Annotated in this window: 12 protein-coding genes and 1 tRNA gene; 6 read left to right on the top strand and 7 right to left on the bottom strand. The window is 40.1% G+C overall.

Annotated features, from left to right (window positions below):
* The first annotated feature begins 367 nt into the window (after positions 1–367).
* Positions 368–1,090: an iron-sulfur cluster repair di-iron protein gene (ric, locus tag CBG49_RS05135; RefSeq protein ID WP_009414110.1), complete on the top strand. Its 723-nt coding sequence runs from the start codon at positions 368–370 to the stop codon at positions 1,088–1,090.
* Positions 1,091–1,146: 56 nt separating this feature from the next.
* Here the strand turns inward: ric and CBG49_RS05140 are convergent, their stop codons facing one another.
* Genes CBG49_RS05140 through CBG49_RS05155 form a run of 4 tightly spaced genes read right to left on the bottom strand, consistent with a single transcriptional unit; the run spans position 1,147 to position 5,532 of the window.
* The gene (locus CBG49_RS05140; protein WP_088593650.1) at positions 1,147–2,187 is read right to left on the bottom strand and encodes a phosphatase PAP2 family protein; all 1,041 of its coding nucleotides are present in this window, start codon (positions 2,185–2,187) and stop codon (positions 1,147–1,149) included.
* A 4-nt stretch (positions 2,188–2,191) separates the two neighbouring features.
* Positions 2,192–3,352 carry a PDDEXK nuclease domain-containing protein gene (locus CBG49_RS05145; protein ID WP_009414108.1) on the bottom strand — a complete coding sequence of 387 codons (1,161 nt, stop codon included), beginning with the start codon at positions 3,350–3,352 and terminating at the stop codon, positions 2,192–2,194.
* 8 nt (positions 3,353–3,360) lie between these two features.
* Complete coding sequence (locus CBG49_RS05150) at positions 3,361–3,963, bottom strand: PAS domain-containing protein (RefSeq protein ID WP_088593651.1); 603 nt, start codon at positions 3,961–3,963, stop codon at positions 3,361–3,363.
* A gap of 18 nt (positions 3,964–3,981) precedes the next feature.
* On the bottom strand, positions 3,982–5,532 hold the full coding sequence (locus CBG49_RS05155; protein WP_088593652.1) for a glycine--tRNA ligase: 1,551 nt from the start codon (positions 5,530–5,532) through the stop codon (positions 3,982–3,984).
* A 180-nt stretch (positions 5,533–5,712) separates the two neighbouring features.
* On the opposite strand from CBG49_RS05155, the gene CBG49_RS05160 reads away from it, so the two are divergent.
* From CBG49_RS05160 to CBG49_RS05180, 5 genes are all read left to right on the top strand, one after another.
* A complete protein-coding gene (locus CBG49_RS05160) occupies positions 5,713–6,402 on the top strand; it encodes a ComF family protein (RefSeq protein WP_034555927.1) in 690 nt (229 codons plus the stop codon).
* A gap of 40 nt (positions 6,403–6,442) precedes the next feature.
* The gene (locus CBG49_RS05165; protein WP_088593653.1) at positions 6,443–6,763 is read left to right on the top strand and encodes a hypothetical protein; all 321 of its coding nucleotides are present in this window, start codon (positions 6,443–6,445) and stop codon (positions 6,761–6,763) included.
* 74 nt (positions 6,764–6,837) lie between these two features.
* On the top strand, positions 6,838–7,407 hold the full coding sequence (gene gldD / locus CBG49_RS05170; RefSeq protein WP_088593654.1) for a gliding motility lipoprotein GldD: 570 nt from the start codon (positions 6,838–6,840) through the stop codon (positions 7,405–7,407).
* A gap of 70 nt (positions 7,408–7,477) precedes the next feature.
* Positions 7,478–7,927, top strand: a complete 450-nt coding sequence (locus tag CBG49_RS05175; protein ID WP_088593655.1) for a GatB/YqeY domain-containing protein — start codon at positions 7,478–7,480, stop codon at positions 7,925–7,927.
* Positions 7,928–7,946: 19 nt separating this feature from the next.
* A tRNA-Arg gene (locus tag CBG49_RS05180) sits at positions 7,947–8,018 on the top strand.
* A gap of 4 nt (positions 8,019–8,022) precedes the next feature.
* On the opposite strand, the gene CBG49_RS05185 is transcribed toward CBG49_RS05180, so the two are convergent.
* From CBG49_RS05185 to CBG49_RS05195, 3 genes are all read right to left on the bottom strand, one after another.
* Complete coding sequence (locus tag CBG49_RS05185) at positions 8,023–8,790, bottom strand: hypothetical protein (protein WP_088593656.1); 768 nt, start codon at positions 8,788–8,790, stop codon at positions 8,023–8,025.
* Positions 8,791–8,801: 11 nt separating this feature from the next.
* On the bottom strand, positions 8,802–9,311 hold the full coding sequence (locus CBG49_RS05190) for a c-type cytochrome (RefSeq protein ID WP_088593657.1): 510 nt from the start codon (positions 9,309–9,311) through the stop codon (positions 8,802–8,804).
* 108 nt (positions 9,312–9,419) lie between these two features.
* Positions 9,420–11,222 (bottom strand): quinol:electron acceptor oxidoreductase subunit ActD, encoded by a 1,803-nt coding sequence (locus CBG49_RS05195; RefSeq protein WP_088593658.1) that lies wholly within the window; start codon positions 11,220–11,222, stop codon positions 9,420–9,422.
* Between the last annotated feature and the right edge of the window lie 17 nt (positions 11,223–11,239).

The raw sequence follows: 11,239 nt of genomic DNA on the forward strand, positions 1-11,239 counted from the left end.
CTATTTCTTTCATTTCCTTTTCTTGACGGCACAAAGGTACAATAAAATTATGAACTACCAAACTTTTTCTTAAAAAATATTTAAAAATATTTAAAAGGATTATTAAAAATAATGATTTTTAACTACGGAAAATATATTAAAAACTCGCTATCATTGATTTTTATACAATAAAATTCTTTTTCCTTTACAAAATATCTAAAGATAATGTTAAAATAATGCCAAAAATTGAATACTGTTAAAAAGTGTCTTTCATACTTTTTCACTTCTTATTTTTAGCACTTTATAGAATAATACAATAAAAAAGATTTTAAGCACTTTTATTATCCAAATACTTTTCGTATCTTTGCACCCTAAAATTTAATTCACTATGAGTATATCAACAAACAAAACCATTGGCGAAATCGTTGCCGACGATTTCCGCACTGCCGCTATATTTAAAAAACACGGTATCGACTTTTGCTGCAAAGGAGGTCGCTCCATAGAAGAGGCTTGCGACAAAAAAAATATAGATAAGCAAGCCCTTATCAACGAATTAGAAGCTCTTCCTAAAGGCAATAGCAACGAAGTAGATGTACGCGATTGGCCTCTCGACCTTTTAGCTAACTACATCGTGCGCATCCACCACCAATACGTGCGTGACAAAACCCCTATGCTCTTGCAGTTCTTAGACAAACTATGTCGTGTACACGGTGAGCGCCACCCCGAACTTTTTGAGATCAATCGTATTTTCAATGAGAGTGCACAAGACCTTGCATCTCACTTTGTAAAAGAAGAAAACGTACTTTTTCCTTACATCGAAAATCTCGTGAAAAAACAACAATCAGGTGAGCCTCTTGGCGAAATACCTTTCGGTACAGTAGAGAACCCTGTAGCAATGATGATGCAAGAACACAGCGTTGAAGGTGATCGTTTTGAAGAAATCGTAAAACTTACCGATAACTACACACCTCCTGCCGACGCTTGCAATACTTACAAAGTAACCTATCAAATGCTCCAAGAGTTTGAAGCCGATTTAAACCGCCATATCCACCTCGAAAACAATATCCTTTTCCCTAAAGCCATCGCTTTAGAAAAACAACTAAGAGGCTAATAACAAAAAAAGCTGTTCAGCACCCGCTGAACAGCTTTTTTCTTATCTCTTATTTCTTATCTAAATCTAATATTTACCCCTACTAACTGATAGCCGTCCCAAGTATTGGAAGTACTGAATTCCCAATGATATTTTTTAGGGTTGAGAGCATTCACTTCTTCTGTTTTTACTTTAGTAATGCGTCTGTTAGCAATCGTCTTACCGGTAATATAGCCCACAAATAGGGCAATAGGGTAATCGGAAGCCCAGTGTACTTTACTTTGCATCATCTCGTAGCACATCAAACCTAAAGCTGTGTAACCTACGGGCTTTATCCATTTGTAGTCGGGGTAGTTTTCGGCAATCACTGTGAGTGCCGACATTGCAGTAGTGAGGTGTCCAGAGGGCATAGCGTCATACATAGGGGTATCCTCTTGGTAAGCTTTAAAGCTGGGAGCAAACGTCCACTGACTGTGCCAACGCCCGTCGTCTGCCGTTATAAACGGACTCTCGCGCCCTGTGAGTCGCTTGATAGGTTGCACAAATACCCCCGATACAATGATGCTTTCCAATATCTGCATAGCAGTACTTTTGGCACGATAATCACCTGTGATAAGACCATAAGTAGCCATTCCCCCACTGATGATAATAAAAGTCGTACCATTGCCAATAAAGTACATTGCTGAGTTTACATCGGCGGGAATAATCTTCAAAAAACCTAACTTCTTATAGGTATGTGCTTCATTTAGTCCTAAATTCTCTCCCAAATTTCTACTCTCTCTAATGAGCCAAGGGTCGGCAGGGATAAGAGCAGCAGTAGCACCAATAGCTGCCAATCCGTAAGGATAATTCGGTTTAGACACCATCTCCACTGCCGATTTACCTATGTTGCGTGGTATTTTGTTGAAGATATCCACAAAACGCGGTTTTTGGTATACATAGGTTAGATTATCATTGATTTTATATTGTTTGCCTGATAAATCTGCTTCAGATGGGTGTGAGCCTTGCAGAGCATTTGCAATGCTGCTATCCAATGTAGTTTGTGGAATAGAGTCGTTTTCCTGCGCTATAGTAGGGGAGAGAGGAAAGAGAAACAGGGGAAGTAAAAAGTATTTCATTTATTTATAAAAGTTTCTTTAATTCTTCAATAGGAGGGAGGGTTTTACGCAATTTTTCAGGCATTTCGTCTGCTGTTTTAAAAGTAGCAACCCCCATTGGCTTGTCGTAATTGCGAACAATATATTGCACATAAGGCTGGTCAGCTTTACGACAAAGGATAATACCAATGCTGGGATTTTCGTTAGGTTTGCGGACGAAATCGTCTAATACAGTTAAATAGCCATTCATTTGTCCTAAATAAGCTGTTTTGAAATCACCTGTTTTCAGTTCAATAGCTACCAAACAAGCAAGTTCACGGTGGTAAAACAATAAGTCAATAATATGTGTATGTCCTAAGGCTTCTACTCTAAACTGATTGCCTAAGAAAGCAAAATCATAGCCAAAAGCCATTATAAACTGTTTTACGTTTTGTACAATCTGTTGTTCTACAACGCGCTCATCTATATCTTCAATATCTCTAACCCCTAATTCTTCTACATTGATAAAATCCAATAAATAGGAGTCTTTAAACATACTCACAGCTTTGAGTGCCTGTTGGGCTGAAGGAAGTGTTTGTATAAAATTATTAGGCAGAACACCTCTATGGTGAAATTCATCGGATTTAATAGCTTTTTGTAAGGCTCTTACAGAAAGTTTTTCTTTAATAGCTAATTCTACATAAAAAATACGCTCATCAGGCTCTTTAACCATTGCTAAAAGGTATTTGTGATGAGTAAAACTGAGGTTTAGAAAAGCCTCGACAAACCATTCTTTGTAATTTGGTACTTGTGAGTACCGAATTGAAGATAACAAAATGTCTAATTCATTAATATTAATAGAGGTATTAATATTTGCTAATTCGTCACTCACGAGTGACGAATTGTAATCAGTTGATTTACAAAATAGTGTGTTTTGCCATTCTTCATAAAAGATTCGCATCATCTTTAAATTGGTTTCTGAAAAACCGCGTAGCCCAGGTAGTTCGCGCTGTAGTTGTTCGCTGATATAGGCTAAAGCTCCTGTACCCCAAAAATGAGTACGGGTATTTTCGGAGATGTATCTACCTATAGCAAAATATAAAGAGAGCTGTACTCGGTTTACTTCTTTTGCTGCTATGTATTGGCTTTGCAAAATAGCTGTCTTGATACACTCGATGGCTGTGGGTTGGATGGTTTCTTCTTTCATTTTTTAGGTTATCGAATCAAATCATTCAAAAAGCTATCGGTGTTTTTGTTGTTATAGAAGGCTTTGATTTCTTCGGCGTTTTCTTTGAGCAATTGGCGAATGAAAGCATCGTAGGTAGTTTTACGGTCTTCTAAAAAGCCGTTGAAATAGCGTTCACTTACTTCCAAACCATTGGCTTTTTCTATCTTTAAAAGACGTTCGTACAAAGGGGCTATATGCTCGCTAATGAGTACTTTAGGCAAAGCTTTGCGGTGTGATACAAAAGCAGTAATCTCATCTTGCTCATTGCGTACTATTTCAAAATTAGTAATCACCCAATAATAGCGCCCGCTTTTAGAGAGGTTCTTGATGATAGCGTGGAAATTATTATGCCCTTTGAGGTTTTCCCACAGTATTTTGAAAACTACTTTGGGCATATCGGGGTGGCGGATAAGGCTATGAGGCTGGTCGTATAACTCAGCCTCAGTATAGCCTGATACTTCTTGAAATGCCTTATTGGTTTCCATTATATGTCCGTGCTTGTTGGTACGACTCATCAGGGTAGTGGTTTTATCCCACAACACTTCTTCGTCTATGGGCACGGGACGTTTGATTGTTGGAGTTTCAGTCATTTTCTTACCTCTTATCTCTTACTTCGTATCTAATTTGTGAAGCCAATTGCGCATATCCACTTCTTTGGCAATAGTGTTGCGCAATTCAGGAATGGCAATGCGCACTTGCTCCATAGTGTCGCGGTGGCGTAAGGTAACGGTGTTGTCTTCCAAAGTTTGGTGATCGACGGTTATGCAGAAAGGTGTACCTACCGCATCTTGGCGGCGATAACGGCGACCTACTGCATCTTTTTCGTCGTAAGCTACATTGAAATCGTATTTTAGCTCGTTCACGATTTGTTCGGCAACTTCTGGAAGTCCGTCTTTTTTGAGCAATGGCAATACGGCTACTTTGGTAGGAGCCAACACAAAAGGCAAGCGCAATACGGTACGGGTATCTCCTCCTTCTAACGCTTCTTCTTGCAATGAGTTAGAAAATACCGCAAGGAACATACGGTCGAGCCCGATAGAGGTTTCGAGTACGTAAGGAGTATAGCTCTTGTTTTCTTCAGGGTCAAAGTATTGCATTTTTTTACCTGAATACTTTTCGTGATTACCGAGGTCAAAATTAGTACGAGAGTGGATACCTTCTAATTCTTTGAAACCAAAGGGGAAACGGAACTCGATATCGCAAGCAGCATCGGCGTAGTGGGCGAGCTTTTCGTGTGGGTGGTAGCGATAGTTTTCCTCTCCCATTCCTAAGGAAAGGTGCCATTTGAGGCGGGTTTCTTTCCAATACTCATACCATTGTTGTTGTGTACCCGGTTTGATGAAGAATTGCATTTCCATTTGTTCGAACTCGCGCATACGGAAAATAAACTGACGCGCCACAATCTCGTTGCGGAAGGCTTTACCCGTTTGGGCGATACCAAAAGGTATTTTCATACGTCCAGATTTTTGCACGTTTAGGAAGTTTACGAAAATACCCTGAGCGGTTTCGGGACGTAGGTATAAATCCATAGAGGCATCGGCAGAGGCGCCTATTTTGGTGCCGAACATTAGGTTAAACTGTTTTACATCTGTCCAGTTGCGTGAACCTGTTTCGGGGTCGGCAATTTCGAGTTCTTCGATAAGGGCTTTTACATCGGCGAGGTCTTCTTTCTCAAGCGATTTGCCCAAGCGGTGTAATATTTCTTCACCGCGTTGTTTGTATTCTAACACACGAGGATTGGTAGTTACAAACTGTTCGCGGTCAAAAGCATCACCAAAACGTTTTTGAGCTTTAGCGATTTCTTTTTCAATTTTATCGTCGAGTTTGGCTACATAATCTTCTACGAGCACATCGGCGCGGTATCGTTTTTTAGAGTCTTTGTTATCTATAAGTGGGTCGTTGAAAGCATCTACGTGTCCAGAAGCCTTCCACGTAGTAGGGTGCATAAAGATAGCAGCATCGATACCCACAATATTCTCGTTCATTTGCACCATTGCGCGCCACCAATATTCGCGGATATTCTTTTTTAGTTCAACGCCATTTTGCCCATAATCGTACACAGCACCAAGTCCGTCGTAGATTTCACTGGATGGGAAAATAAAGCCATATTCTTTGGCGTGAGCAACAACTTTTTTGAATTGATCGTCTGTATTTGCCATATATTCAATTGATTTTCAGTTATTAAAATAGATTAAGTTTCGTTTCAGTTTAAAAATAATTGGACAAAAGTACTATTATTTTTTGGAAAAAGGAGTATCTTTGCCGAAAAAGTTGTTGTAATTGTGTTTTTTAGGTAGCCAATCACTAATAACAAATCATTAAACCTAACAACTAAAACTATGATACTATCAGATTTATTATCAGTTTTTACCCCTCATTATTGTAGGTCTTGTGGCAAAATGTTGAAAGAAGAAGAACACTTTTTGTGTCGCGATTGCAGCAGAGATTTGGAAGAGACTCATTTTCACTTACAAGCAGATAACGAGGTAATGCAATTGCTTTCACTACAAAATGATATTACAGCCGCAACCACATTATTTTATTTTCAGAAAGGCAGTGTGGCACAAGATTTGATACATCACCTCAAGTACAGAGGTGAAGAACAAATAGGAGAGTGGCTCGGCAATTGGTTGGGTACCCGTCTCTCACAATCGCCTCTCTATCAGTCAGTAGAAGTGGTAATACCTGTGCCTCTACACCGCGATAAACTAAAGAAAAGAGGCTATAACCAAGTGGCTTTATTAGCTAAAACAGTGGCTAAAGTGTTAGGCGTGAGCTATATGGATGATGTATTGCTAAAGGTGAGCGCCAATACTACTCAAACTAAAAAAATATCGTGGCGACGCTTGGAAGAAAGCGAACATATATTTGTATTACAACAACCTGAAAGACTGATAAACAAACAGATATTACTCATCGACGACCTTATCACCACGGGGGCTACCCTCTCCCATTGTTGCGAGCAGTTATCCACTATCGAAGGAGTGAAAATTGCTGTAGCAGGAATAGGTTTTACCACCCGCTCTTAACATTAAAAAAGAAAATTAATAACTAAATAAATATTTTTGTATGAAAAACACTTTTAAATTAATGCTTGTAGCATTCGCTATGTTCGCGTTCAGTGCAAACGCAGGGGCTATGACCCTTAATCTCAATAAAGTAGCTAAATCTCTTATCGTTGACCAAGATGGTAACGGTGGCGTGAAAGTGAAAAAGTCTTGCGATAAAGACGGCGAGAAAAAAGAATGTAGCAAAGACGGTAAGAAAAAATCTTGCTGCAAAAAAGACGGTAAAGAAGCCGATAAAAAAGAGTGCAGCAAAGATGGTAAAAAGAAATCTTGCTGCAAAAAAGACGGCGAGCACAAAGCCGAAAATGCAGAAGCTAAATAGTTTCTCATTATATAAATTTTAAAATTACTAGAAAACCTTAGCAGTTGCGCTGAGGTTTTTTGCTATTGAATCTAATGAAAACACTTATTTACAGTATTTTAATCCTTATAGGGGCATTGGCGGTAGCCGCTTGTGCCAACGATGTGTTGCCCAAACCTAAAGGTGGACTCCGCTTAGATTACCCTCAAGCAGCTTATAGCAGAGTTACCGACTTGCCTAACTGTCCGTTTACTTTTGAGGCAAACACTCTTTCGGCTATAGAACACAAAGCCAACTCTTGTGATGTGAATATCAATTATCCCACAATGAAAGCAACGATTTACCTCACTTACAAAAATGTAGATGGCAATATACGCAAACTCCTCACCGATGCACAAAACTTTACGTACAAGCACACCGTAAAAGCCGATAATATTGCCGCAACCACTTTTGTGAACGATACGACCAGAGTGTACGGTATGTTCTATCAAGTGTATGGCAATGCAGCTTCACAATCACAGTTTTACGCCACCGATAGTGTAAAACACTTCATTTCGGGCTCTATTTATTTTAATGTAGAACCTAACTACGACTCGGTACAACCAGCGAGTAATTATTTGCAGAAAGATATGCGCCGCATAATGGAAACCCTTCGTTGGAAATAAAAATAGGGGAGAAGTGTTGGCAAATTAGAAATATTGCTTTACTTTTGCCCCACAAAACACTAAATGAATTATGAGTTTACAAACTAAAGTAATGGAAGCGCTCAAAGAAGCGATGAAAGCCAAAGATACCGTAGCTTTAGAATCGCTAAGAGCCATTAAATCGGCTATATTGTTAGCCAGAACCGAAGCAGGAGCCTCTGAAGAACTATCAGAAGCCGACGAGCTCAAACTCTTGCAAAAATTAGTAAAACAACGCAAAGATAGCGCCGCGCTCTATACCCAGCAAGGTCGCAATGATTTAGCTGAACCTGAATTGGCACAAATGGCAGTAATAGAAAAATTCTTGCCAGCCCAGCTCAGTGAAGCCGAAGTAGAAGAAGCGTTGAAAGGCATTATCGCCCAAGTAGGAGCTACAAGCTCTAAAGATATGGGCAAGGTAATGGGCGCAGCTACTAAGCAATTAGCAGGCAAAGCCGACGGCAAATTGATTTCGGATATTGTAAAGAAATTATTGTCATAGTAGTATACATTTTAAAGAAGGCCGCATAGTTCAATGGATAGAATGTCAGATTCCGGTTCTGAAGATAGAGGTTCGAGTCCCCTTGTGGTCACAAATTATTTTACAAACGGCATTACCATTAAATAAAAATTGAGGTATTGCCCTAATAATATAAGGAGAGCTGTTCCAAAAAGGAGCAGCTTTTTTTGTTTGGCTCGTGAGGAAAGCAAGATGAGAAAAGGTAGTACAAAACTGAGAATGAGCATTGCTACAATAGCCTCTCCATAGCCTTTGCTAAGAAGGGTTTGGTAATAAATAGTTTCTTCAGGGATATTGGCGTACCATATCAGCATATATTGTGAGAACCACAAATACGCCCAAAAAATAGAGAATCCAAAGAGGTATTTTCCTAAATCGTGATAGTGCTCTGGCTTGCTAAAGAGGGTAACAAGCGCAATGCCTGAAAGCAGAAAACTGCTGAGCAATTGCCACGCAAAAAGGGTACTATGCCATTCGGGAGTAAGACTCAAAAACCAATCCCACGCCATTGGAGTTTCGGTAAGAAAGAAAATAACTAAGAATAGTACGTGAGGCGTTAAGCTCTTAAACTTTTTTAAAGTATGGCAATACCCCACCCATACTGCCATATAGCCCACAGCACGCAACAGAAAATAAGGTTCGCGATGCACTATATACAACACCCCTAACAAAACTAATAACACTAACCATAAAGGTGTTGTGATACGCTTCATTATAGGGTACAAACTCATAGCCCACTCAGCGTGTGTGACTTTATTGATAGCATAAAATACCAATACCCCTACCGATGTAAGCGCTACAAACAACAAAGTGAATAGTGAATAGTGAATAGTGAATAGTGTCATACCTTTACCTGTTACTTGTTACCTGTTATCTGTTCTACGTACATTGTTACTTGCCAGCGTTCTTTCTCACTGAGTTGAGTAGCAAAGGCGGGCATAGCATTGCGTCCGTAGTAAATTACGTGATAAATACTTCCCTCCGTAAAATCTCTATTTTTATAATTAGGCACTCCAAAAAATTTCTCCCTTTGCACTAAAACTCCTTTGCCGTCGCCTTTCTCACCGTGACAGAGCCCGCAATAGATGGCGTAAAGTTCTTTGCCATTGGAGAGGTTTTGAGTTTGTTGTAGGGTATCGGTTGCTAAGGGGTTGTGCAATTGAGCTTTGGCTTGCTCATACCCTTCAATAGTATTAGGGTAGCTATAGGGCAACTCACCTCTTTTTACAGTGTGCTCAGGAGGAGAGAGCGGTGCGACTTCATAAGTTTTATAAGCAGGACTCTCATACATATCGGGCATAAACTCAATATTGCGCTGTTGCTTGTTCCTACAACCAACTACCAATAGCATTAGTAATACATACATTAGAGACTTTGACAAAGTCTTAAACTTTGTCAAAGTGTAGTGACAAAAAATATATATTATATGAATATCAACATATCCCATTATTTGTTAATTGTTATTTCTTAATTGTTAATTGTTATCTCTTACCTGAATTACAAATTTATCATCACTACTTCTCTTTATAGGATTTTCAGCTTTTTTGAATGGATATAACCTACTTCTGATAAAGAAACTAATCACCAATAGATGCGCTGCAAAATATACAACCAACTCGAATATTACGGGTACAAAAGCGGGGAGATTTTGCCAGAAAGTGGCATTAGGTTTTCCACCAATATCCATTGGCCAGTCTTTTATCATTGTGAAATAGGTAAGCCAACACCCGAAAAACAAGCCTATAAGTCCGTATAGAAAAGTGGCTTTGCCTAAGCGAGTGCGCTTAAGCCCTAAGGTTTCGTCTAAACCGTATACATAGAAAGGCGTATATACTTCTTGAATTTCCTTGCCTTCTGATTTTAATTCTTTTATTTTATCTAAAAGCTCTTCAGGAGAGGTAAGAGTTAAGAGGTAAGAGTTAAGAGATTCCTGCCTGCTAACATCTGTCCCCTGACATCTGTTCCCTGACACCTGTCCGCTGACACCTTTCACTTCTGCTTGTGCAATCATCGGGAAACTTCTTGCATATAATAAGAACAACAAAAAGAAAAATCCCAAAGTGCCTACAAATATCCCTATATCCACCCACGTAGGACTGAACATCGTCCACGACGACGGCAGATAACCGCGGTGTAGTGAGGTAACGATAATCACAAAGCGCTCGAACCACATCCCTACACATACCACCAAAGCAACACCTACAGAGAAAGTGATACTACGTCGTAACTTTTTGAACCATAGCAATTGGGGGAGGACTATATTACAAATAATCATCGTCCAGAATGCCCACGCGTAAGCACCTGTAGCACGATTGTGAAATACGTATTGTTCAAATTCTGAGTGAGAGCGCATTGCCATAAAAAACTCGGTGAGGTAAGCAACCGCTACAATACTACCAGCCACTAACATCACAGTGTTCATCAGCTCAATGTGTTTCAGGGTGATATAAGCTTCTAACTTACATACTTTGCGCAAGATAATCAGTAGCAAACTCACCATTGCAAAACCCGAAAAGATAGCTCCTGCTACAAAGTAGGGTGGGAAGATAGTAGTGTGCCAGCCAGAGAGCACCGAAGTAGCAAAATCAAAAGAGACAATAGTATGTACCGAAATGACTAACGGAGTGGCAATACCTGCCAAGAGCAACATTGTTTCTTCCATACGTTGCCAATCTTTAGCGCGACCACTCCACCCAAAACTCAGCAAGCTGTAAATCTTCTTCTGAAAAGGCTTGAGAGCATGGTCGCGCAACATAGCAAAATCGGGAAGTAAGCCCACCCACCAAAACACTAAGGATACCGAAAAGTAGGTAGCAATAGCAAAAACATCCCATAGCAAAGGCGAGTTGAAATTGTCCCACAACGAGCCGTATTGGTTAGGAATAGGAAAGTTGAAATGCAATAACCACGGTCTGCCCAAATGCAGGATAGGGAAGATACTTGCTTGCAACACCGCAAAGATAGTCATTGCTTCAGCCGAGCGATTGATAGCTACCCGCCACTGTTGGCGAAAGAGCAACAATACTGCTGAAATGAGTGTCCCCGCGTGCCCGATACCTATCCACCACACGAAGTTGGTGATGTCCCACGCCCAGCCTACGCTTTTGTTGAGCCCCCACGCGCCTATACCGTCGCGTAAGGTTACCCATATTGCCCATACCCCCCAGAGGGTTGCAAGGAGGGTAATGCCAAAGGCAATCCACCACGCACGCGAAGCACGACCTTCGATGGGGCGCGCTATATCTTCACTGATGGTATGATAGGATTTATTTACCATTTACTTTTGATTTTTCA

Origin of the sequence: Capnocytophaga endodontalis (assembly GCF_002209445.1) — a bacterium.
Classification (GTDB): Bacteria; Bacteroidota; Bacteroidia; order Flavobacteriales; family Flavobacteriaceae; genus Capnocytophaga; species Capnocytophaga periodontitidis.

Excerpts from the sequence above, each read along its gene's own strand:
- CBG49_RS05155 (WP_088593652.1), bottom strand. The coding sequence starts at position 5,532 with ATGGCAAATACAGACGATCAATTCAAAAAAGTTGTTGCTCACGCCAAA.
- CBG49_RS05185 (WP_088593656.1), bottom strand. The coding sequence starts at position 8,790 with ATGACACTATTCACTATTCACTATTCACTATTCACTTTGTTGTTTGTA.
- CBG49_RS05160 (WP_034555927.1), top strand. The coding sequence starts at position 5,713 with ATGATACTATCAGATTTATTATCAGTTTTTACCCCTCATTATTGTAGG.
- gldD (WP_088593654.1), top strand. The coding sequence starts at position 6,838 with ATGAAAACACTTATTTACAGTATTTTAATCCTTATAGGGGCATTGGCG.
- CBG49_RS05195 (WP_088593658.1), bottom strand. The coding sequence starts at position 11,222 with ATGGTAAATAAATCCTATCATACCATCAGTGAAGATATAGCGCGCCCC.
- CBG49_RS05190 (WP_088593657.1), bottom strand. The coding sequence starts at position 9,311 with ATGTATGTATTACTAATGCTATTGGTAGTTGGTTGTAGGAACAAGCAA.
- CBG49_RS05145 (WP_009414108.1), bottom strand. The coding sequence starts at position 3,352 with ATGAAAGAAGAAACCATCCAACCCACAGCCATCGAGTGTATCAAGACA.
- CBG49_RS05150 (WP_088593651.1), bottom strand. The coding sequence starts at position 3,963 with ATGACTGAAACTCCAACAATCAAACGTCCCGTGCCCATAGACGAAGAA.
- ric (WP_009414110.1), top strand. The coding sequence starts at position 368 with ATGAGTATATCAACAAACAAAACCATTGGCGAAATCGTTGCCGACGAT.
- CBG49_RS05165 (WP_088593653.1), top strand. The coding sequence starts at position 6,443 with ATGAAAAACACTTTTAAATTAATGCTTGTAGCATTCGCTATGTTCGCG.
- CBG49_RS05140 (WP_088593650.1), bottom strand. The coding sequence starts at position 2,187 with ATGAAATACTTTTTACTTCCCCTGTTTCTCTTTCCTCTCTCCCCTACT.
- CBG49_RS05175 (WP_088593655.1), top strand. The coding sequence starts at position 7,478 with ATGAGTTTACAAACTAAAGTAATGGAAGCGCTCAAAGAAGCGATGAAA.